Genomic DNA, 20,705 nt, shown 5'->3' on the forward strand with positions numbered 1-20,705 from the left:
CCGAGAAGCTCGAGCACATAGCTGCGATTTCTGAAGAAACAGCTCTGGGCGCGGAGCAAACCGCCAAGTCGAGTCACGAAGTCGCCCGCCTCGCGGAAGAGCTGCAAAGTTCGGTTAAAGAATTCAGAGTGTAAACTGAACCATTAAAAAAGCCCCTTCAGGGGCTTTTTTAATGGTTGCAAAATGGCATGTAACAGACAACAAAAACCGGGACAATCCCGGTTTTTTTTGCACTGTGGCGATTAATCCTCTTCGCCACCACCACCTGACAGGCGATCTTTGATTGCGGCGGTGATTGGACTTCCACCATGGCCGTTGGCCTCTGCCCAAGCCACAATAGTCATACCATCGCCTTCTGTGGCTCCCAGTTCACTTTCAGATAAACGCTTGGCAATGAACTCACCTACATCATTTGCACCGGCTCCCATCGCTGTGCGCAGCAAACTGGTACCATCACAACTGACACCAGAGTAGATATTGCGCAGTTTGACTCGGCTCTCCTTGAGCTTTTTACGAAGACGATTCTTGTCGTTCGCTTTTACATAGTCACAAATACTGGCCACCAGTGGATCGGTATCTGCCTTGGCTTGTGTCGGAACAAAAGAAGCAGCTATCGCAGCTGCAAGGGCCAGGGGCAACACACGCATCTGATACTCCTTGGTTTGTTATTTTATTTATGTATAAAGCCGACAAAGCGGCCTTAGCTGTAGGGTATATACAAGCAAACCTAATTTAACACTTTTTTACCAAAGTGATAAAGCGATATTCCAGCCCTTTATCTGACACATGTTGAGTGGTTTCAATTGCTTCCCATGAACCATCATCCCAGTCAGGGAAATGGGTATCGCCTTCCACATCCAATACAATCTCGGTTAAATATAGCTTATCTGCACATGGAAGCAGGGTTTTATAAAGCTGTCCACCGCCAATGACAACCAGCTCCTCACAATCACCGGCTACGTTAATTGCCTCTTCAAAAGAAGACACAAGACTAACTCCTTCGCACGGGTAGTGGGCCTGGCGGGATATCACGATATTGTGGCGACCGGGCAAGGGACGGCCAATGGATTCGAAGGTCTTACGCCCCATGACCACCGGCTTGCCCAGGGTCATCGCTTTAAAATGCTTCAGATCTTCCGGCAGATGCCATGGCATTTGGTTATCTTTGCCAATCACACGGTTATTGGCCATCGCAGCAATCATGGCGATACGCATCTAAGTTCCCTCTTTGTTTATAATTATATGACGGGACGGGTACGGTAATACAGCAAGCTTGGCAGCGCCAATCCAACCGAAAGGGCGCCAAGAATAAAGACGGTTTTAAGACCATTACTGATAACGGCACCGGTCAGTTCGGGACTGACCTGGGACTGGGCAGTAAGCTGCACCAACGCTATCACAGTATTAAATGCATAGGTGCCCGGGATCATCGGAATAATGGCGGCGACCGCATACAGCAGAGGTGGCGCCAAATGACGCTTGGCAAAGCCAATGGTTATCATGCCAACCAAAGCTGCTGCTGCAAAGGTCGCCCATTCGATGGGCAGCCCAAAATGCAGGATCAGGGTACGAAAACTGTGCCCCAAGGCTCCAGCCAGCGCACAGTAAGGCAAAAAGCGCTTTGGCACGTTAAACACCATGGCAAAGCCCACGGCAGGAATGGCGGAGAAAAAGGCATCATTAAGCAGGGTCAGCAAAAGATTCACAGAAACTTGCCTCCCAGTTGCATAGCAATGGTAATGCCAATCACCGAGGCCACTGTCAGCAAGGTGGCGTGTCCCCAACGGGAAATACCGACGTTCATATGGCCTTTGACCATGTCAGAAATGGCATTGATCATCGGAAAACCCGGTACCAGCATCAGTACACTGGCAGCCATGGCAAGCTCTGGTGTTTTGGTTAACGGGCACTCATACCCCAGCTGCGCCACCGCAGTGGTCACAAAGGCAGTCAGGGAAAATACCACCAACGGGTTGAAGTGGCGCCTGGCCAAAAATAGCCTGGCCGCCATGCCAATCGCCGAGGCGAAAAAGGTAATCATCGATGCCATCCAGTCACCACCAAAAAGATGGCAAAAACTGGCGCAGGAAAGGCCTATCATGGGAATAACCAGCATGGCTGGGTAAGTCTTGGGGGCAATGCGGGCGAGACGTTTACGCACCTCATTGGGGCCATACAGACCTTTTTCTGCCAAAAGACAGATGCGTTGCAGCTCGCACACCACACGCATATTGATGCCATGTTCACGGATGCGACGGGTAGTGGTAATACATCGCCCGTGGACCAGGCTGGTGAGCACCAGCGAGTTGGAAGAAATGGAAAGTTCGATACTCCCAAGCCCGAGAGCCCGGCCGAGGCGCTGGCTGATCTCTTCCACAAGATCAGACTCGGCGCCATAGGCCAGCAGGAGCTGCGCAACACGCACCACCTGCCGGGTTATGTCATTCTGGGTATCTGCGTACACCGCTATCCCCGATTGAAGGCTTATCTCTGGTAAATGACTTCCACGTCGTAGTCGTCATCGTCGAAATCATCGTCGTCATCATCATCCGAATCATCATAATCCGGATTCAGATCGTCAAGTTGAGCTTTGTGATAATTGTCCCACTTGAACTCCACTTCCTTGTCAGGATCGACAGCAGCAGCTTCATCAGGCAGACTCTTGATGAAATCATACAGCTTTTCACTGAGTGCCTTAGTGCCTTCGCGGGTAGCAGCAGACATGGTGTACACATCCCCTTCCCAACCAAGCTCAGCCACAATGGCATCCACACGCTCCTGCAGCTCTTCTTCAAGCAACAGGTCGGTTTTGTTAAATACCAGCCAACGAGGTTTGGCAGCCAGCTCGGGTGAGTATTTTTCAAGCTCGGCCAGAATAGCGCGGGCACTTTCGGCAGGGCTTGAACCATCGATAGGCTCAATATCCAAGATGTGCAGCAATACACGGCAACGCTCCAGGTGCTTCAGGAAGCGAATACCGAGGCCAGCCCCTTCAGCAGCGCCTTCAATCAAACCCGGGATATCGGCCACCACGAAGCTTTGACCCGGACGAGGGTTCACCACGCCCAGGTTTGGCACCAGGGTGGTAAAGGGGTAGTCGGCAACCTTTGGAGTGGCACGGGATACGGCGCGGATAAAGGTCGACTTACCGGCATTTGGCATGCCAAGCAAACCCACGTCAGCCAGCAGCAACAGCTCAAGGCGCAGCTCACGAACTTCACCCTTGGTACCCAAGGTCTTTTGACGCGGGGCGCGGTTAACACTGCTCTTGAAGCGGGTGTTACCCAAACCGTGGAAACCACCTTTGGCCACCAGCAGCTTTTGACCTATTTCAGTCAAGTCACCCAGCACTTCGTCGGTGTCTATATCCACAGCACGGGTACCCACAGGCACACGCAGGAACAGGTCTTCGCCGCCTTTACCGGTACAGTCCCGTCCGCGACCATTTTCGCCACGTTCAGCCAGGTAAAAACGCTCAAAGCGATAGTCAATCAGGGTATTGAGACTGGCATCTGCGACCAGATATACACTACCACCATCGCCACCATCGCCCCCATCGGGACCACCGTCGGGAATATATTTTTCGCGGCGGAAACTAACGCAACCACTGCCGCCGTCACCAGCCTGAACCTTGATGACCGCCTCGTCGACGAATTTCATATCAAATCCTCACCACAGAATAGGGCAATTATACCGCCTGCAGCGTGGCAGACCAAAATCTCTATAGCCCCAGACAAAACAAAAGCCCCACCAAAGGCGGGGCTTAATCAGCATAGCTGTAACGAAGTTTATTCTTCGATGCTAACGAACTTACGGTTGTTAGGACCTTTAACTTCGAACTTAACCTTGCCGTCAGCCAGAGCGAACAGAGTATGGTCACGACCAATACCTACGTTCACACCTGCGTGGAACTTGGTGCCACGCTGACGAACAATGATGTTACCAGCCAGAACTGATTCGCCGCCGAAGCGCTTCACACCAAGGCGTTTGCTTTCTGAATCGCGGCCGTTACGAGTAGAACCGCCAGCTTTTTTGTGTGCCATGAGTCAGACTCCTATTAAGCGTTGATAGCAGTGATTTTAACTTCGGTGAACCACTGACGGTGGCCCATCTTCTTCTCGTGGTGCTTACGACGACGGAACTTCTGGATAGTTACCTTTTCACCGCGGCCGTGAGCAACAACAGTAGCAACTACCTTGCCGCCTTCAACCAGTGGAGCACCCACTTTCACGTTTTCGCCATCAGCAACCAACAGAACCTGATCGAACTCGATGGTTTCACCGGTAGCAACTTCAATTTTTTCCAAACGTACAGTATGGCCTTCAGCAACACGGTGCTGCTTGCCGCCACTTTGAAAAACAGCGTACATAGCTATTTTACTCCGAAAATTTTTGACGTATCGACCAGCACTTCCCTCAGGAATGGGCGATTCGCCACAAAAAACTTTAATGACAATGGGCGCGGAGTTTACGCGAAGAACGCCATACTGGCAAGCCCTAATTAGCAATGTTTAAAAAAAGATCCGTATAACTCCCACATTGGTTGGGCAACTGCTGCCTTCTGCAAGAAATTTAGGTAAGATCCCAACTATTATAACACTTATGCCTAAAACAGGGCTCTATTATACCCGGCCCTGAACACCAGAGTCTGCTATGGATTTGAATGCGATTCGACAACTGGCCGACGCCGATATGCAGGCGGTCAACCAGCTGATCTACAAACAACTGGAATCCGATGTTGCCCTGATTAATCAGCTCGGCTTCTACATTATTAATGGTGGCGGGAAACGTCTGCGGCCATTACTGTCAGTACTCGCGGCCAGAGCCGTAGACTATAAAGGTGAAGGGCACCTTAAACTGGCAGCCATTATCGAGTTCATCCATACCGCGTCACTGCTGCATGATGATGTGGTCGACGAATCCACACTGCGCCGCGGCCGGGAAACTGCCAACGCGCTGTTTGGCAACAGTGCCAGCGTTCTGGTGGGCGACTTCCTTTATACCCGTTCATTCCAGATGATGACTGAGCTTGGCAGCATGAAGGTACTGCAGGTGCTCGCTGACGCCACCAACGTGCTGGCCGAAGGCGAAGTGTTGCAGTTGATGAACTGCAACGATCCGGACACCACCGAAGACAGCTACATGCGGGTTATCTATTGTAAAACCGCCAAGCTGTTTGAAGCGGCCACTCGCCTTGCCGCCGTGCTGGCAGGCAGTGATGAAAAAGTAGAACAAGCTCTGGCCGACTACGGCAAGTACCTTGGCACTGCTTTCCAGCTGATTGACGACTTGTTGGATTACACCAGCGATGCCGAGGAGCTTGGCAAAAACATTGGTGATGATTTGGCCGAAGGCAAGCCTACCCTGCCACTGATTTATGCCATCGGTAACGGCAATGAGCACGAGCGCGGCCTTATCCGCACCGCTATTGAGAAAGCCGATGGCACCGACGCCATTGAGGATATCCTAACCGCCCTGCATCGCTGCGGCGCTCTGGACTACACCCGTGAGCGTGCCGAAGAAGAAGCACAGAAGGCTATTGATGCCCTTCGCGTATTGCCGGAAGGCGACTTTAAGACAGCGCTTGAATCGCTGGCCAGGATTGCGGTGTCACGCAGCAACTGATTGCGCGTTTTTCCATAAAAAAAACCTCGCATTGGCGAGGTTTTTTTATGTCGGCGATTCAAAAGCACCGGAGCGGTTATAAACGCCAGTCGACGGGCTCGCCACCTTGCGCTTCAAGCAGCTCGTTGATTTTCGAGAAATGACCACAACCGAAAAAGCCGCGATAAGCCGACAATGGCGATGGATGCACCCCGGACAGCACCTGATGCTGGGGCGCAGTGATGCCCTTACCTTTCTTAATCGCATGGCTGCCCCAAAGCACAAAGATAATCGGCGTATCACGCTCATTGAGCAGCTTAAGCGCAGCCGCTGTAAAGGTTTCCCAGCCTGCCTTGGCGTGGGAGTGGGCCTTGCCCTCCTCTACCGTGAGCACAGTGTTGAGCATCAGCACCCCTTGTTTCGCCCAAGGCAACAAATAGCCATGGGAGGGCGTTTCAAAGCCGGAGATATCGGCTGAGAGCTCTTTATACATGTTCGCCAGCGAGGGCGGCGGCTTTATCCCGGGCTTCACCGAGAAACACAAACCATGGGCCTGACCTGCACCGTGATAAGGGTCCTGGCCAATCAACACCACCCGCACCTTACTCAGCGGTGCGTGCTCAAAGGCAGCAAATACTTCATCTTCCGGTGGGTAAATGATTTTGCCACTGGCACGCTCAGCAGCAACAAAATGGGTGAGTTCCCTGAAATAGGGCTTATCGGATTCGGCGGCAATAAAGTCCTGCCAGTTTGCAATGGCCATGGTGCTCCGGGGGTTAACGCACTGAAGCGGCAGTGTACCCCATCACAATCGGCAAATCAGCTTTCAGGCGCAGGGTAAAGCGGCGAAACGACACAGATCCCAATCGCGGCCAATAGCAGTGGTCAGCACGATGGATTTGGGTAAAATCAGCAAAGACGAAAATACAGGACCCGACTATGTCTGAGACCAACACCAACCTGTTTGAACTGGCTGATAAATTCATCGCCCTTGCCAATGAGCTCAGTGCAGCAGAAGGCGATGTGGGTAAAGTAGGCACAGCACTGCGCTTTGCTGCCGCCCGCTTCAACGCTTTCGAGGCCGCCATCAAATCAGCGGATCTGCAAACCGAAAAGGCCAACGCACTCAAGTGGTTCAGTGATGATTATCAGGACATGCTGAACGACAACCTGGACGACCATATTGCCAATCCGCCAGTGATAGCCCCCCCGCAGACAGAGCCTGCCATGGATAACGCCGTACAGACCTTTAAGCTCTGAGCACCGTTTTTTATCCAGCAAAAAGGCCGCATGATGCGGCCTTTTTCATGCGCAGCTAACTCATCAATGCCCCTGCCACAGGGTCCAGATAACCCGCAAGCCAAGCAGGATTAAGATTGATCCCGACAGCTTGTCGATAATCCCCGCCTGCTCACGCAGCTTGGGCAGCAATCTTGGATGCGACAGCATCGCCGCCACCAGGGTGTACCACAGACCGTCCACCACCAGTGGTGTAAGCACAATAATCGCCTTGCCTTCGAGGGTACTTGATGCCATTACAAACTGGCTGAACAGCGCCAGAAAGAACAGCAAAATCTTTGGATTGAAAAGTGAAATGGCAATACCGTCACGGGCTGCCTCGGTAAGCGTCGATGCCTTACCGGCCGCCAGCTTCTCCTGCATGCCGCCTTTTGAATTGAGCGCCCCCCAGCCCATCCACATCAGGTAAAGGGCACCAATCAGTGCAATGCCATTGAACAGCAGCGGCGCCTCTTTCATGGCCAGCGCCAGCCCCAGCAGGGTAATCAGTGCGTAGACCCCAATACCGAGGGCATGGGCCCAGGCGCAGGCAATACCGGCGCCGCGGCCGCCACCCAGAGTATGGCGCACCACCATGGCCAGACTCGGCCCCGGCGACATAGCCCCCAAACAACACACGGCCAGCAGGGCCAGCCAGACACTCAAACTCATCCATCCCCCAAAAAATTCGTCAGCGCGCCATAAACACCATCATTCTGCAGCGCTTTGGTACCAAGTCTCGCCACTATACTCCGGTCAAGACAAAGCTCCAGTCAATACAAAAGGATGAAACGCCCGTCCATCCCAATCAGGACAACCTAGTCAAGGCAGCCTCATTTGTCACAGGTGCATCGACTGTTTAAGCCTGCGAACATCCGCAAGCCTTGGTATTCGGGTCATGCTGGCATCGATGTGTTAATTTAACGCAGAACAGGGCTGGTCCTGACTTGCTCTGGCATTAAGCTCTGGCTGACCTTCCCCTTAAGCCCTGTCAAAAGTTTCACCTTCGCTTAAGGGCGAGACTTTATCCTGAGCACTCCAATACCGGAGGAATGCTCGATGATCCTGACACTCAGTACACTGATGACCGTACTCCTGATTGGCGCCATGGCTGCGCTGATCATTGCCCGCAGTAAGGGCAAACCCATCCCGCTGGCGGTCATTCCCGTGATTGGCCTGATGGCGCTGATGGTGGGCTCGGCCACCTATTTTGTGCATAGAGCCAGCGATCAGCAGGATTACCGTGAACTGCTGTGGCAACCGCTGGCGGTGGATAAAATCCCCATGCTGGTTCAGGGCGGCTATACAGTATTTGTTGATTTGCACTCAGACTGGTGCATGGCCTGTCAGACCAACCGGGTCGGCGTACTGCATCGCCCCGAAGTGGTCAGTGCCCTGCTGTCCGGTAAGGTGGTGCTGATGCAGGCCAATTGGAGTCAGGAAGCCGAGCGCATCGCGCCTTATTACGGCAAGGTCGCGGCGCCGGGTGCCCCCTTTAATAAGGTCTACGGCCCGTCGCTGCCAAAGGGCAGAATTCTGCCAGGCGAGCTTAGCGAAAAAGACGTGATAACCGCTATCCATGCCGCCAAGGGCCATGGCTGACAATTGAGTGCCCCATAGAAAACGCCGGCGATTGCCGGCGTCTTTGTTTGCATCTTCCTTAGATTTCGTAGTGCAGACCACACTCGCGCTTCATGCCATTGAAGCGGGTATCTTCTTCACTCATGCCCAGCTCCAGCGGTTTGGTGGAGTGGGTATCGCCCACAGACACATAGCCCTGCTCCCACAGCGGGTGGTAAGGCAGTCCGAACTTGGTCAGGTATTCATGCACATCCTTGTTGCTCCACTCAATAATCGGCAGCAATTTAAATCGCTTACCGTGAATGGCAAGGATAGGCAGCGCTTCACGGGTCGAGGCCTGAGTGCGACGCAGGCCGGCAAACCAGGTACCCACGTCAAGCTCTTCCAGTGCCCGCTGCATAGGCTCAACCTTGTTGATACGGTTGTAGCGCTCCAGGCCGTCCAGCCCCTGCTCCCACAGCTTACCGAAGCGGGCTTCCTGCCAGGCGGCAGTCAGCGGCGAGCGGTACACCTGCAGATTCAGTTTTAAACGCTCGGTCAGCTCATCGATAAAGCGGTAAGTCTCGGGGAACAAATACCCGGTATCGGTCAGCACCACAGGCACATCGCTTTTTACCTGGGTCACCAAATGCAGCATCACCGCCGCCTGGATACCAAAACTGGAGCTTAAAATATGCTCGCCGGGTAATTCACGCAGCGCAAATTCAACCCGCTCTGTAGGCGTGGCCTTAGCCAGCTGTAGATTGATGTCCTCAAGCGCGGCCGCTTGCTCGGCTGCGTCCAGACTGAGTAAATCGTGATAATTCATGCTTATCTCCAAGGGTTCTGGCGACGCTTCACGTCTTGGCACAGGCCAACGAGCGGCCAAAACAAACGGGGGAAGCCTTGCTTCCCCCTGACTGGTCTCAGGCGTGGAAGTCGGTTTTACTAACTTTCACTTCGGCAACAACACCCACCCGGATCACAAAATCACCAAAACATTCACCTGGGTTGCGCTCAACAGACCAGCGGCCAATCAAGCTATCCAGTGCCGCCAGAATTTCCGCTTCGGCTACGTTATCCAAATACAATTTTGGAATACGGGTACCGGCAGTGTTACCACCCAGATACAGGTTGTATTTGCCCGGACCACGGCCCACTAAACCGGCTTCAGCCAACATGGCGCGGCCACAGCCATTGGGGCAGCCCACGACGCGCAGGATGATATGGTCGTCTGCAATGCCGTGCTTGCTTAAAATGCCTTCAACGTGGGTGACCAGCGTTGGCAGGTAGCGTTCGGCTTCGGCCATCGCCAGCGGACAGGTTGGCAGTGACACGCACGCCATCGAGTTTTTACGCTGGGTGGTGACGTTCTCCAACAAACCATGCTCGCGGGCCAACTGTTCAATCTGCGCTTTATCTTCAGCGGCAACCCCTGCGATGATCAGGTTCTGGTTTGCCGTCATGCGCAAATCGCCTTTATGCACTTTGGCAATTTCAGCAACGCCGGTTTTCAGCGGCTTACCCGGGTAATCGAGCAAACGGCCGTTTTCGATAAACAGGGTTAAATGGTGCTTGCCATCAATGCCTTCCACCCAACCAAAGCGATCGCCGCGGTGGGTAAACTCGTAAGGACGGCTTGGGCCAAAGGCCACGCCAACCCGTTGTTCCACTTCTGCTTTAAAAGCATCGACGCCGATACGATCTATCGTGTATTTGGTTTTGGCATTTTTGCGGTTAACCCGATCGCCGTAGTCACGCTGCACCGTCACCACATGCTCTGCGACTTTCAGCACATGCTCAAGACCGATAAAGCCCAAATCTTCTGCCCGGCGCGGATAAGTCGATTTATCGCCGTGGGTCATCGCAAGGCCGCCACCAACCAACACGTTAAAACCAACCAGCTGGCCATTTTCGGCGATAGCGACAAAGTTCAGGTCATTGGCATAAACGTCGACATCGTTGTGCGGTGGGATCACCACTGTGGTTTTAAACTTACGCGGCAGGTAGCTATCACCCAGCACCGGCTCGGTTTCAGTGGTTTCTACTTTTTCCTCACCCAGCCAAATCTCGGCATAGGCGCGGGTTTTTGGCAGCAGGTGTTCAGAGATTTTCGCAGCCCACTCATAGGCTTGCTGGTGCAACTCCGATTCCACCGGGTTTGAGGTACAGAGCACGTTGCGGTTTACGTCACCGGCGGTGGCAATCGAGTCGATGCCGATTTTATTCAGCATCTGATGCATCGGCTTGATGTTCGGTTTAAACACGCCATGGAACTGGAAAGTCTGGCGGGTGGTTAACCGAATTGAGCCGTACATGGTGTGCTCGCGGGCAAATTCATCAATCGCCAGCCATTGCTCTGGTTTGATAATGCCGCCGGGCATGCGCGCCCGCAGCATCACATTGTGCAGCGGCTCCAGCTTTTGCTCTGCGCGTTCAGCCCGTAAATCGCGGTCATCCTGCTGATACATGCCGTGAAAACGCACCAACATGAAGTTATCACCGTTAAAGCCACCGGTAATTTCGTCTTTTAGATCTGTGGTGATAGTGCCACGCAAGTGGTTGCTTTCAGCTTTCAGGCGCTCGTTATCAGACAACTGGCCCTGCACCTGCAGTTCAGGCTTAATGGGATACTGGCTCATTAATAAACATCCTTCTGATAACGTTTGTTCGCGCGTAACTCTTCTAAATACTCGTCGGCTGCTTCGGCAGACAAGCCACCGTGGGTTTGGGCGATTTGTAACAACGCCTGATGTACGTCTTTCGCCATCCGGTTGCCGTCACCACAAATGTATAAGTGAGCGCCTCGTTGCAGCCAAGACCAGACTTCGGCACCTTTAGCGGTCAGCTTGTCCTGCACATACACCTTTTGCGCCTGGTCGCGGCTGAATGCCACATCCAGGTGGGTTAACACGCCACGCTTCAAGTAGTCTTGCAGCTCCACCTGATATAAGAAATCACGGGTGAAATGCGGGTTACCGAAGAACAGCCAGTTTTGGCCAGTCGCACCTGCGTTGTCGCGCTCCTGCAAGAACGCCCTGAACGGCGCAATACCTGTGCCTGGGCCAATCATCAACACGGGCGTATCCTGGCTTGGCAGGCGGAAGTTGTCATTGTGTTCAACAAAGACTTTCACCGGCTCACCTTCGGCCAGGCGCTCAGCCAAAAAGCCTGACGCGCCACCCAAATGGGTGCTGTCAAAGGCATCGTAACGCACCACGCCCACGGTTAAATGCACTTCCTCGCCCACTTCGGCTTGGCTTGAGGCGATGGAATACAGGCGTGGCTGCACTTTACGCAGGCTGTCCACCAGCTGCTGTGCGCTGATGTTGGCAGGGTTTTGCACAATCACATCGGCGCTTTGCTTATCGGCCAGATAAGCGCGCAGCGCGTCTTTGTCGGCGCCAAGCGCTTGCAGTTCGGCATTGTTGCTCGCCTCTGCGTACTTGGTCACCAGCGACGGATAAGCTTGGGTAAGCTCCAGCTCGTCGGTTAACGCCGCTTGCAGCGTTAAGGTTTTGCCAGACAGTTCAACCTGCTCGCTGCCGGTTAACCCCGTGGCGGCCAGCACGCTTGCCACCAGCTCGGGTGCATTGCGGAAATACACCCCTAACGCATCACCCGGCTGATAGGTCAGGCCGGTGCCTTCCAGCGAGATCTCAATATGACGCACGTCTTTGGTGGAATTACGCGCCGTGATCTTCTGATTAACACTTAACTCAGCGGTGGCTGGGTTTTGCTTATCATACTGGCTGTGGCTACCTGCGGTGCCAGTCGCGCCTGGCCATGCAATCACTTTCTCGCTGGCGGCACCTGATGCTTTAAGCAGCGGTGCAAACACATCCAGGGCGGCTTCCTGCCAGTTTTTCGCGCCGTCGGCATAATCGACATCCAGCAGGGCTGGTTCACGCAGGCGTTTTGCCCCTAATGCAGCCAGTTGGCTGTCAAAGTCAGTGGCGGTTTTGCAGAAAAACTCATAGCTGGTATCGCCAAGGCCCAACACGGCAAATTGCAGCTCGGGTAACTTGGGCGCTTTTTTACCAAACAGGAACTTATAGAAACTCACCGCGCTCTCGGGTGGCTCACCCTCGCCATAGGTCGAAGCAACAATGATTAAGAATTTCTCTTTTGCCAACGCATTGGTTTTATACGAGGCAATGTCCTGCAACTGAACAGCTAAGCCTCGGCTTTCTGCTGCCGCTTTAATTTTACTGGCCACGCCTTTGGCATTGCCGGTCTGCGATGCATAAAGCACCGTTAAGGTAGCGGCTTCCTGGGCAGCGGGTGCTGCAGCAAAAGCGCCCCCAGCGGCAAATTGTGCGTTGGCTGCCAGATAACCACTGACCCAGGCCAGTTGCACGGCGTTGAGCTCAAAGGTCAGGTTCTTGAGCTTGTCGACCTGCTCGGCACTGAGCGGGGACGCAAGGGAGGATAATTCTTTTAACAGCATGAGGACGACCCAGTGACATTTTGATGCTTGCTAGCTTAGTTCCGTTTACTCCAATCAAAAAAGAATAAATATTAATTTTTAATTCATTTTAGGAATATGCAGAGTCGGATTTTTAAGCTACAAAAGTGTGGCACGGCGCAAATTTTTTGCTCCGACCAGTGGCTTAAGTCGCCACATGAAGAATATGCGCTTGTGTCAGCAGGCAGACTTGCCACAATGGGCTCACACCGTGAAAAGCTCTGTCCCCTACAGACAGTCGATTGAGTTTGTAAAAGCCAGTCAGTCTTGCCCTGTTTCGCCCGACACAGGACACGGTGTGTTCACGTTTTTTCAACCATCAGGGAATCGTCATGCAAATTGGAATTCCGAGAGAGAGTCTCGCCGGTGAAACCCGGGTCGCCGCGACCCCGGCCACGGTAGAGCAACTTAAAAAGCTCGGCTTTGAGGTAGCTATCGAATCTGGTGCCGGCAAACTTGCCAGCTTCAGCGATGCAGCCTTTGAAGCGGCGGGTGCCAGCGTAGTGCCCTCCGTATGGCAGGCCGACCTTATCTTTAAGGTCAATGCCCCTACCGAAGATGAAATAAAAGAGATAAAAGACGGCGCAACCTTGGTGAGTTTTATCTGGCCCGCTCAGAACCCTGAGCTGGTAGAAAAATTATCTAAGCGCAATATCAACATCATGGCCATGGACATGGTGCCGCGTATTTCCCGCGCTCAGTCGCTGGATGCACTGTCATCCATGGCCAACATCGGCGGTTACCGCGCCGTGGTGGAAGCCGCCCACGAGTTTGGCCGCTTCTTCACGGGCCAGATCACCGCAGCCGGTAAGGTTCCGCCCGCCAAGGTGCTGGTGATTGGTGCCGGTGTGGCCGGTCTTGCCGCCATTGGTACCGCAGGCTCCCTCGGCGCCGTGGTTCGCGCCTTTGACACCCGCCTGGAAGTGGCAGAGCAAATCGAGTCCATGGGCGGTCAGTTCCTCAAACTCGACTTCGGCGGCGAAGACGGCGCTTCATCCGACGGCTACGCCAAGGTGATGAGCGAAGAGTTTATCAAGGCCGAAATGGCACTCTTTGCCGAGCAGGCCAAAGAAGTCGACATTATCGTTACCACGGCGCTTATCCCCGGCAAGCCAGCACCGCGTCTTATCACCAAGGAAATGGTGGATTCGATGAAGAGCGGCTCTGTGATCGTAGACATGGCGGCCGCCACCGGCGGGAACTGTGAATACACGGTCCCGGGCGAGCTGTTTGTGACTGCAAACGGCGTGAAGGTGATTGGTTACACCGACCTGCCAGGCCGCCTGCCTGCCCAGTCTTCCCAGCTTTACGGCACCAACCTGGTGAACCTGATGAAGCTGATGTGCAAAGAGAAAGACGGCAATGCCGTTATCGACTTTGACGATGTGGTGATGCGCAACATGACTGTGGTCAAAACCGGTGAAGTCACCTTCCCGCCACCACAGATTTCCGTGTCTGCCGCTCCGGCCAAAGCCGCCCCCAAGGTAGAGCTGAAAAAAGCCGAGCCCAAGGAGCCTTCCAAGCTCAAGTACATTCTGGGCGCTTTGGGTCTGATTGGCTTTGGCGCCGTGGCAAGCGTGGCACCGCCTGAGTTCTTGTCCCACTTCACCGTGTTTTTGCTCTCCTGCGTGGTGGGCTACTACGTGGTGTGGAACGTAACTCACGCGCTGCACACGCCGCTGATGTCGGTCACCAATGCCATCTCGGGCATTATCGTGGTGGGCGCACTGCTGCAGATTGGCGGCGGCTCGACGCTGGTTACGGCACTGGCCTTTGTCGCCGTGCTTATTGCCAGTATCAACATCTTCGGTGGCTTTACCGTCACTCATCGCATGCTGAAGATGTTCCGTAAGGATTAAGGGGGAATCACTGTGTCTCAAGGACTGGTAACAGCAGCCTACATAGTAGCAGCGCTGTGTTTTATTTTGAGTCTCGCGGGCCTGTCCCGTCAGGAGACCGCCAAGCAGGGTAACCTCTTTGGTATCACGGGCATGAGCATTGCGCTTATTGCCACTATCCTCAACCCGGAAACCAGTGGCGTACACTGGATTATTCTCGCCATGGTTATCGGCGGCGCCATTGGCGTGCGTCTGGCCCTCAAGGTGGAAATGACCGAGATGCCGGAACTGGTGGCCATTCTCCACAGCTTTGTGGGTATGGCTGCGGTTCTGGTTGGCTTTAACAGCTTTATCGACCTGCACCCGCAGGCGGTCACCGAAGTGGTGATTAGCGTGGGTGGCGACATCGACCAGAGTCTGGAAGCCGCCAAAGCCGCATTGCAGGAAGCCAGCAAAGCCGCCGAAGGCCATCACCTCACCGGTGCCATGCTCAGCATCCACCTGGTGGAAGTGTTCCTTGGCGTCTTTATCGGTGCCGTGACCTTCACCGGCTCTGTGGTCGCCTTTGGTAAGCTGCGCGGGCTGATTTCCTCCAAGCCACTGATGCTGCCACATCGCCACAAGCTGAACCTGCTGGCGGTATTGGTATCCTTCGGCCTGATGGTACTGTTTGTGAAAGCCGACGGCGCCATGCTGCCGCTTATCATCATGACCCTGATTGCCTTCGCCTTTGGCTGGCATCTGGTGGCCAGCATCGGCGGCGCCGACATGCCGGTGGTGGTGTCCATGCTGAACTCCTACTCAGGCTGGGCGGCCGCAGCAGCGGGCTTTATGCTCTCCAACGACCTGCTTATCGTCACCGGCGCCCTGGTGGGCTCCTCCGGCGCCATCCTGTCTTACATCATGTGTAAGGCGATGAACCGCTCGTTTATCTCGGTGATTGCCGGCGGCTTTGGTACCGATGGTGCGGTTTCAAGCGGCGATCAGGATTTGGGTGAATACCGCGAAACCAACGCCGAAGATGTGGCCGACATGCTGAAAAACGCAAGCTCAGTCATCATCACCCCCGGCTACGGTATGGCAGTGGCACAGGCTCAGTATCCTGTGGCCGAAATCACCCAGAAGCTGCGTGACCGTGGTATTGAAGTACGCTTCGGTATCCATCCGGTTGCCGGTCGTCTGCCGGGCCACATGAACGTCCTCCTGGCCGAGGCCAAGGTGCCTTACGACATAGTGCTGGAAATGGATGAAATCAACGAAGACTTCCCCGAGACTGACGTAGTACTGGTGATTGGTGCCAACGACACAGTGAACCCGGCAGCCTCGGAAGACCCAGCCAGCCCCATCGCAGGTATGCCGGTGCTGGAAGTATGGAAAGCCCAAACCGTTATCGGTTTCAAGCGCTCCATGAACACAGGCTACGCCGGGGTTCAGAACCCGCTGTTCTTCCGCGATAACACCCAGATGCTGTTCGGCGATGCCAAGGACAGTGTTGAGGCTATTCTGAAGGCGCTGTAAGCCTTCGATGCTCGCTATCAGCATCATATAACCTCTGAAAAGGGCGCCATAGGGCGCCCTTTTTATCCCCGCTTTCCGGCTGTTTCCATTGCCATTGGGGTGACTTGTCTTGTTGTGTCGCTTTGCAAGCGACTGAAGATCGTGGGTCAAATGCATCCATGCATAACGGCCAGTTCACCATCCCGGGTTCTCGCTCGTAAGCCTGTCGCTTTGCGACACTCGCCAACCCACACCCGACCAAGAGGGGATCTACAGCAATCCCCTCTTGGATCTCCCCTGCCGTCCCAGACGGTGCCGAAAGCCCTTCGGCTTTATGGGATTGGTCTCGCTACTGGTTCGGACTCACATCCCTGTTCGACCGAACCAGACTCGACATCCTGTCTCGTCTACGCGCCCAATCCCAACACCCTCAGCGGCATCGATGGGGATAAAGACAGTATCCTGCAATCTAGGAGTTATGCCTGTCCTATATTCTCGCTCAAAGTGAGTGGTTCAGCGAGTCTACCGCCAACAATTCATCTTCATTTAGCAAGGGTTGAGCACTAAAAGCGCACTTCCTCGCAGCTTAAAAAGTATTTAGGATGTCCTGCATCGTGCTTACAGCCCGAAACAAATTCAATAAAGACAATGATTTGAATGGAGCGCCTCGGCATCTAGATGCTTAAAACCCAGGCTTTGGGAGCGTTCATATATGTCCTGATTCACCGCTGAATCACAAAACAATGCCCCGGATTTGACTCAACCTTCGAACACAGTGTCATGGCTTTTCTAACTTTTGCCTTGCCTTGCCTTGCCTTGCCTTGCCTTGCCTTGCCTTGCCTTGCCTTACCTTGCCTTGCCTTGCCTTGCCTTGCCTTGCCTTGCCTTGCCTTGCCTTGCCTTGCCTTGCCTTGCCTTGCATAATAGTGAGGGGTAACAATTATGCAACACAATGGACGTACCGAATCAAATGGAGTTTGCCTGGATGAAATCCGTTCAATTATTTTTTATAACAATACTTGCCACATTCATTTTTAATACTCAGGCTCAGACGGGATTGACTGAAACCATTGCCTGCGATGACTGCGACTATCAAAATGCAAGAGCAAATGCTTTGTTGCTCGCTCCTTTACTACTGTGCAACCAAGGTTTACCGGGCGAGCAATTGTTTACCCAACCACTCACCAACGGTAGCGGGAGCTTGGGGGATACTTCATGCTCCTTATCTAAAAACGTCATTTTTGCCAATGTTGTAACAGGCCAAAGCTATAAGTTCACCGTCACCACTACAACCTCTGGATTTGATGAAAGCCAAATTACCGTCAAAAACACCTATCTTTCCGCTTCCGAACAAAGTGCACTAGAGCGGCTTTTCGATTTTTATGATGAATACAAACAAATTGATGGGCACTTCACATTATTAGCAAGTCAGCACAGTGATTTACAAAGAGCTATTGCATCCGCCCCTCAATATTCCAGCGAGGATAGTAATTGTGATGACCACCCAATTAAATATCTACAAGCCGAAGGCAGAGAACAGATTCATCAAGCAGTAACACGCGATATTTTTGAAAGAATGCGAAATCAATCATGGAATGACTTTTCTCAAAGAACACAATATACAGGTTATACTCTAAATTTTTCCAGCCCAAAGGCAGGAGGAGTTAGTGTTCATTGGAATCTCGTGACCAATAAGGTTGAAGCTGCTTATAAGCTTGGGAACGATAATAACAATATGTTGTGGTTTGAGGTTCTTCCTCATGGCGACGTTGACGCAGAGAACAACAAAAATTTGATCCTTACATTCAAAATATATATTCAAGTTAGTCGAGTTGACGGCCAAGAATATGCCTATATCGTAAATAGTCCAATTTATGATACGACACAACCCAATATCGGTACTTTTTCTGTGTGTGCTCAAAAAAAATTGGCGGGCATGGCCTCTGAAGTTGAATATGAAAAGTTATCCATTGATACTAAAGATTATTGGAATGCACATGATCAACTAGGCTTGGAAATTGATTACTCAACATCCTATGAGCTTTGCAAAAAGTCTATTAAAGCCCATACCTGTCATGATGGTAACTGCCAAAGGCAAACAGTTACTTGGTATGAAATGTGTAGATTTGCCTCTTAATATATACAGTAGTGGCATAGTGAATTTGGCCACCTGATTAGAGCTGTTATGATTACACCCAGCAAGAGCCAGGACAGCCATTACTGTTGCGAAGCGCTTTAGGGATCCCCCATATCCCCATCGGAATCGCTTGAGGCGTTGGGCCAGATACCGGTCACGGGACTGGGACTTGCTGACTCTTGACTCTATGCAACCTCGTGGGGCCGATAGTCACTTGCCTTACTGTCTGGCAAATGTTTAGGATGGTCTCATGTTTCTGCTGCGATAACCCTATAATGCGGTGTATGAAATCATGAAAGATATTATTTTTGCGTTTGCACTGCGATTTTATGGACTATTGATGGTGGCAGTCATTCTTTCATTACTTTCGGGGCTGGGAACACTGGCGATATTTAGCGGAATATTTGCTGCAATAGGATCTATTATATGGGTGTTACCGACAATCAAAACACAAATAGCAGGACTAAAAAACTAGCAATCCTGCTCACGACTTTAGTATTGACAACAATACTTTACCCTGTATTGGTGATGTATCTGATTTATTATGCCAAAGGAATTTTTAGCATTAGCATTCCGTTAATTTTGTATTTTGTAAGTTCGTTCATATTAGTATTCTTATTCATTTTTCAGATTCGACTGAAAGACGCAAAGCAACCCTCATTACCTGAAAACACAGAATAACCCAGCTCTACATCAGTGCCTGCCACAGGCGCGATGCGACAGGGCCTGGCACTGAGGCGCTTCGGCGCACCAGATGATAATCAAACCACTGCCGCGTGGGATAATCTGCCAATTCCAGTACCTGCAGACGTCCTTCGGCCAGCGCCTCCGCCAGCATCCATGCCGGTAGCCGCCCCCAGCCCATACCCTGCTCAATCAGCGATAACTTGGTGGCGAAGCTGTTGACATACCAGTGGCGCTGGGCGCTCTGAACGCCAAGTTTAACGCCACGGGTGCCGCTGCCACTGTCCTGCACCAGTATTTGATATTCATCTTTAAGCTGTTCCACCGAATCAAGCTCTGGGTGGCGAGTCAGCAACTGAGGTGACACCACGTTGACCATCTCGCCACGGGTCAGCAATTGGCTTTGCAGCCTCACGCCCGGGCTAAGCGCCGGGTTCAGCGGGCTGATGCAAAGCTCTGCCTGCTCTTTTTGCACCAGTTCCACCGCCCCGGTTAAATACTCCTGACGAATAACGATTTCACAGGCGGGAAACTCGGCCTGCACTGCTTTAAATACAGGCAATATGGGCGCCAGCTTAAAAGATGCTTCCACCGCCAGGGTAACCTGAGACTCAGCGCCACCGGCGAGAAAATTGGCCACCTGTAGCAGTTCGCTATGGGTTTCCAGGGTGCGCAGCGCCAGTTGATGGATACGTTTGCCCTCGTTGGTGAGTGCCAGCCGGTAGCCATCGCGGCTGAAAAGGGTGAGGCCAAGTTGAGATTCGAGCTGACGAATGGCATGGGTCAAAGCCGGTTGGGTCTTACACAGGCTGTCGGCGGCAAGGCGCAGTGAGCCGCATTCCACCACGGCCTTAAGCACTTTAAGCTGATCGATAGAGGGCATAATAATAAACCCGATGAATCATCCTGATTAATTAACATCAATATAATTTATTTTATGGCGAGTAGATACTGAGACCAATTCATCTGTATCGGAGTGTTTTATGAGTAAGCTCAGAGGGATAGTAAAGTTCATCCCCATCGTTTTGCTGGCCCTGCCTATGCTTGGCTTTGGCGCGGCCAAACTGGCAGGCGTACCCGAGCTGCACCGCGCCTTTACTGCCATGAATTTGCCGCTGTGGTTTGGCTACTTTATTGGCGGCGCTGAAGTGGCCGCCGGTATCGGCTTGCTGCTGCCCCGCTGGAGCGCCCTTGCCGCCACTGGGCTCATCCCCATCATGATTGGAGCCGCAGGTTTTCATATTGCCTTTGATGTCCCCTCCCCCTTCCCGGCGCTGATTTTTATGGCACTTTGCATCTATGTCATCAAGACGCGGCGTAAAGAAGCCATCTGGTATCCCCTCTGATCCATCAACATCGAAACCGCGCTTTTCATAATTTTTCAAAAGGGGGCCTCACATGGCCTCTTTTTATCTGCGATACAAAATCCCCCCTGTATCGCCCTTACAAGCTTTCAATTCCACCTCTTTGGCCGCTTTCTTTGGTCTTTGCCGCCAAACAGGGTAAAGTGGCCTTTCCCGGCGGCTGACTCCCCCGGAACCCGCCATGCCCCTGCTGCCATGGCGGGATAAAAACCAATAATAAAAGACATAGAGAAGGACACGTCATGAGTCAATCAAGCAATTTGTCGGGCAACGACC

The 20,705-nt window shown here is 52.8% G+C and carries 21 protein-coding genes; 8 read left to right on the forward strand and 13 right to left on the reverse strand.

Features of this window, described 5'->3' with window-relative positions; all coding sequences use genetic code 11:
- Positions 1-242: 242 nt before the first annotated feature.
- The 7 genes from ABYK60_RS15740 to rplU all read right to left on the reverse strand — a co-directional run bounded on the left by ABYK60_RS15740 (position 243) and on the right by rplU (position 4,369).
- On the reverse strand, positions 243-647 hold the full coding sequence (locus tag ABYK60_RS15740; protein ID WP_372872974.1) for a DUF3718 domain-containing protein: 405 nt from the start codon (positions 645-647) through the stop codon (positions 243-245).
- A gap of 85 nt (positions 648-732) precedes the next feature.
- Entirely contained in the window at positions 733-1,215 is a 483-nt protein-coding gene (folA, locus tag ABYK60_RS15745; protein WP_372872975.1) for a type 3 dihydrofolate reductase, read from the reverse strand.
- A gap of 23 nt (positions 1,216-1,238) precedes the next feature.
- Positions 1,239-1,706 carry a threonine/serine exporter family protein gene (locus tag ABYK60_RS15750; protein ID WP_126168009.1) on the reverse strand — a complete coding sequence of 156 codons (468 nt, stop codon included), beginning with the start codon at positions 1,704-1,706 and terminating at the stop codon, positions 1,239-1,241.
- Positions 1,703-2,464, reverse strand: a complete 762-nt coding sequence (locus ABYK60_RS15755) for a threonine/serine exporter family protein (RefSeq protein ID WP_372872976.1) — start codon at positions 2,462-2,464, stop codon at positions 1,703-1,705. The genes ABYK60_RS15750 and ABYK60_RS15755 overlap by 4 nt, the downstream gene beginning before the upstream one ends.
- 20 nt (positions 2,465-2,484) lie before the next feature.
- Positions 2,485-3,660 carry an Obg family GTPase CgtA gene (cgtA, locus tag ABYK60_RS15760; protein WP_372872977.1) on the reverse strand — a complete coding sequence of 392 codons (1,176 nt, stop codon included), beginning with the start codon at positions 3,658-3,660 and terminating at the stop codon, positions 2,485-2,487.
- Positions 3,661-3,788: 128 nt separating this feature from the next.
- Positions 3,789-4,043, reverse strand: a complete 255-nt coding sequence (rpmA, locus tag ABYK60_RS15765; protein WP_212595592.1) for a 50S ribosomal protein L27 — start codon at positions 4,041-4,043, stop codon at positions 3,789-3,791.
- Positions 4,044-4,057: 14 nt separating this feature from the next.
- Positions 4,058-4,369 carry a 50S ribosomal protein L21 gene (gene rplU / locus ABYK60_RS15770; protein ID WP_126168012.1) on the reverse strand — a complete coding sequence of 104 codons (312 nt, stop codon included), beginning with the start codon at positions 4,367-4,369 and terminating at the stop codon, positions 4,058-4,060.
- 283 nt (positions 4,370-4,652) lie between these two features.
- Here rplU and ispB point away from each other — a divergent pair, with 283 nt between their 5' ends.
- On the forward strand, positions 4,653-5,624 hold the full coding sequence (gene ispB, locus ABYK60_RS15775; protein WP_372872978.1) for an octaprenyl diphosphate synthase: 972 nt from the start codon (positions 4,653-4,655) through the stop codon (positions 5,622-5,624).
- Between the two features lie 76 nt (positions 5,625-5,700).
- On the opposite strand, the gene ung is transcribed toward ispB, so the two are convergent.
- Positions 5,701-6,366 (reverse strand): uracil-DNA glycosylase, encoded by a 666-nt coding sequence (gene ung / locus ABYK60_RS15780; RefSeq protein WP_372872979.1) that lies wholly within the window; start codon positions 6,364-6,366, stop codon positions 5,701-5,703.
- 176 nt (positions 6,367-6,542) lie between these two features.
- Here ung and ABYK60_RS15785 point away from each other — a divergent pair, with 176 nt between their 5' ends.
- The gene (locus ABYK60_RS15785) at positions 6,543-6,863 is read left to right on the forward strand and encodes a DUF3144 domain-containing protein (RefSeq protein WP_372872980.1); all 321 of its coding nucleotides are present in this window, start codon (positions 6,543-6,545) and stop codon (positions 6,861-6,863) included.
- Positions 6,864-6,926: 63 nt separating this feature from the next.
- Here ABYK60_RS15785 and ABYK60_RS15790 read toward each other — a convergent pair whose 3' ends face one another.
- The gene (locus ABYK60_RS15790) at positions 6,927-7,553 is read right to left on the reverse strand and encodes a LysE family translocator (RefSeq protein ID WP_372872981.1); all 627 of its coding nucleotides are present in this window, start codon (positions 7,551-7,553) and stop codon (positions 6,927-6,929) included.
- A gap of 387 nt (positions 7,554-7,940) precedes the next feature.
- Between ABYK60_RS15790 and ABYK60_RS15795 the strand changes: the two genes are divergently transcribed.
- Positions 7,941-8,483, forward strand: coding sequence for a thioredoxin family protein (locus ABYK60_RS15795; RefSeq protein ID WP_372872982.1), 543 nt, complete (start codon positions 7,941-7,943; stop codon positions 8,481-8,483).
- A gap of 58 nt (positions 8,484-8,541) precedes the next feature.
- Here the strand turns inward: ABYK60_RS15795 and ABYK60_RS15800 are convergent, their stop codons facing one another.
- From ABYK60_RS15800 to ABYK60_RS15810, 3 genes are all read right to left on the reverse strand, one after another.
- Positions 8,542-9,270, reverse strand: a complete 729-nt coding sequence (locus tag ABYK60_RS15800) for a phosphoadenylyl-sulfate reductase (RefSeq protein WP_240591076.1) — start codon at positions 9,268-9,270, stop codon at positions 8,542-8,544.
- 97 nt (positions 9,271-9,367) lie between these two features.
- A complete protein-coding gene (gene cysI, locus ABYK60_RS15805; RefSeq protein ID WP_372872983.1) occupies positions 9,368-11,083 on the reverse strand; it encodes an assimilatory sulfite reductase (NADPH) hemoprotein subunit in 1,716 nt (571 codons plus the stop codon).
- A complete protein-coding gene (locus ABYK60_RS15810) occupies positions 11,083-12,891 on the reverse strand; it encodes an assimilatory sulfite reductase (NADPH) flavoprotein subunit (RefSeq protein ID WP_372872984.1) in 1,809 nt (602 codons plus the stop codon). The genes cysI and ABYK60_RS15810 overlap by 1 nt, the downstream gene beginning before the upstream one ends.
- 350 nt (positions 12,892-13,241) lie before the next feature.
- Here ABYK60_RS15810 and ABYK60_RS15815 point away from each other — a divergent pair, with 350 nt between their 5' ends.
- From ABYK60_RS15815 to ABYK60_RS15830, 4 genes are all read left to right on the forward strand, one after another.
- A complete protein-coding gene (locus tag ABYK60_RS15815; RefSeq protein WP_372872985.1) occupies positions 13,242-14,768 on the forward strand; it encodes a Re/Si-specific NAD(P)(+) transhydrogenase subunit alpha in 1,527 nt (508 codons plus the stop codon).
- Between the two features lie 12 nt (positions 14,769-14,780).
- The gene (pntB, locus tag ABYK60_RS15820) at positions 14,781-16,265 is read left to right on the forward strand and encodes a Re/Si-specific NAD(P)(+) transhydrogenase subunit beta (protein ID WP_372872986.1); all 1,485 of its coding nucleotides are present in this window, start codon (positions 14,781-14,783) and stop codon (positions 16,263-16,265) included.
- A gap of 964 nt (positions 16,266-17,229) precedes the next feature.
- Positions 17,230-18,381 carry a hypothetical protein gene (locus tag ABYK60_RS15825; RefSeq protein ID WP_372872987.1) on the forward strand — a complete coding sequence of 384 codons (1,152 nt, stop codon included), beginning with the start codon at positions 17,230-17,232 and terminating at the stop codon, positions 18,379-18,381.
- 292 nt (positions 18,382-18,673) lie between these two features.
- Positions 18,674-18,856, forward strand: coding sequence for a hypothetical protein (locus ABYK60_RS15830; RefSeq protein ID WP_372872988.1), 183 nt, complete (start codon positions 18,674-18,676; stop codon positions 18,854-18,856).
- 213 nt (positions 18,857-19,069) lie between these two features.
- Here the strand turns inward: ABYK60_RS15830 and ABYK60_RS15835 are convergent, their stop codons facing one another.
- Positions 19,070-19,948: a LysR family transcriptional regulator gene (locus ABYK60_RS15835; RefSeq protein ID WP_372872989.1), complete on the reverse strand. Its 879-nt coding sequence runs from the start codon at positions 19,946-19,948 to the stop codon at positions 19,070-19,072.
- A 100-nt stretch (positions 19,949-20,048) separates the two neighbouring features.
- Between ABYK60_RS15835 and ABYK60_RS15840 the strand changes: the two genes are divergently transcribed.
- Positions 20,049-20,411 carry a DoxX family protein gene (locus tag ABYK60_RS15840; protein WP_372872990.1) on the forward strand — a complete coding sequence of 121 codons (363 nt, stop codon included), beginning with the start codon at positions 20,049-20,051 and terminating at the stop codon, positions 20,409-20,411.
- The last annotated feature ends 294 nt before the right edge of the window (positions 20,412-20,705 follow it).

The sequence above is a fragment of the Shewanella sp. genome, assembly GCF_041630135.1.
Lineage (GTDB): Bacteria > Pseudomonadota > Gammaproteobacteria > Enterobacterales > Shewanellaceae > Shewanella.

Bases quoted from the DNA above. Each gene is read 5' to 3' on its own strand.
- ABYK60_RS15740 (WP_372872974.1), bottom strand. From the start codon at position 647: ATGCGTGTGTTGCCCCTGGCCCTTGCAGCTGCGATAGCTGCTTCTTTT.
- folA (WP_372872975.1), bottom strand. From the start codon at position 1,215: ATGCGTATCGCCATGATTGCTGCGATGGCCAATAACCGTGTGATTGGC.
- cgtA (WP_372872977.1), bottom strand. From the start codon at position 3,660: ATGAAATTCGTCGACGAGGCGGTCATCAAGGTTCAGGCTGGTGACGGC.
- rpmA (WP_212595592.1), bottom strand. From the start codon at position 4,043: ATGGCACACAAAAAAGCTGGCGGTTCTACTCGTAACGGCCGCGATTCA.
- rplU (WP_126168012.1), bottom strand. From the start codon at position 4,369: ATGTACGCTGTTTTTCAAAGTGGCGGCAAGCAGCACCGTGTTGCTGAA.
- ispB (WP_372872978.1), top strand. From the start codon at position 4,653: ATGGATTTGAATGCGATTCGACAACTGGCCGACGCCGATATGCAGGCG.
- ung (WP_372872979.1), bottom strand. From the start codon at position 6,366: ATGGCCATTGCAAACTGGCAGGACTTTATTGCCGCCGAATCCGATAAG.
- ABYK60_RS15785 (WP_372872980.1), top strand. From the start codon at position 6,543: ATGTCTGAGACCAACACCAACCTGTTTGAACTGGCTGATAAATTCATC.
- ABYK60_RS15790 (WP_372872981.1), bottom strand. From the start codon at position 7,553: ATGAGTTTGAGTGTCTGGCTGGCCCTGCTGGCCGTGTGTTGTTTGGGG.
- ABYK60_RS15795 (WP_372872982.1), top strand. From the start codon at position 7,941: ATGATCCTGACACTCAGTACACTGATGACCGTACTCCTGATTGGCGCC.
- ABYK60_RS15800 (WP_240591076.1), bottom strand. From the start codon at position 9,270: ATGAATTATCACGATTTACTCAGTCTGGACGCAGCCGAGCAAGCGGCC.
- cysI (WP_372872983.1), bottom strand. From the start codon at position 11,083: ATGAGCCAGTATCCCATTAAGCCTGAACTGCAGGTGCAGGGCCAGTTG.
- ABYK60_RS15810 (WP_372872984.1), bottom strand. From the start codon at position 12,891: ATGCTGTTAAAAGAATTATCCTCCCTTGCGTCCCCGCTCAGTGCCGAG.
- ABYK60_RS15815 (WP_372872985.1), top strand. From the start codon at position 13,242: ATGCAAATTGGAATTCCGAGAGAGAGTCTCGCCGGTGAAACCCGGGTC.
- ABYK60_RS15825 (WP_372872987.1), top strand. From the start codon at position 17,230: ATGAAATCCGTTCAATTATTTTTTATAACAATACTTGCCACATTCATT.
- ABYK60_RS15830 (WP_372872988.1), top strand. From the start codon at position 18,674: ATGAAAGATATTATTTTTGCGTTTGCACTGCGATTTTATGGACTATTG.
- ABYK60_RS15835 (WP_372872989.1), bottom strand. From the start codon at position 19,948: ATGCCCTCTATCGATCAGCTTAAAGTGCTTAAGGCCGTGGTGGAATGC.
- ABYK60_RS15840 (WP_372872990.1), top strand. From the start codon at position 20,049: ATGAGTAAGCTCAGAGGGATAGTAAAGTTCATCCCCATCGTTTTGCTG.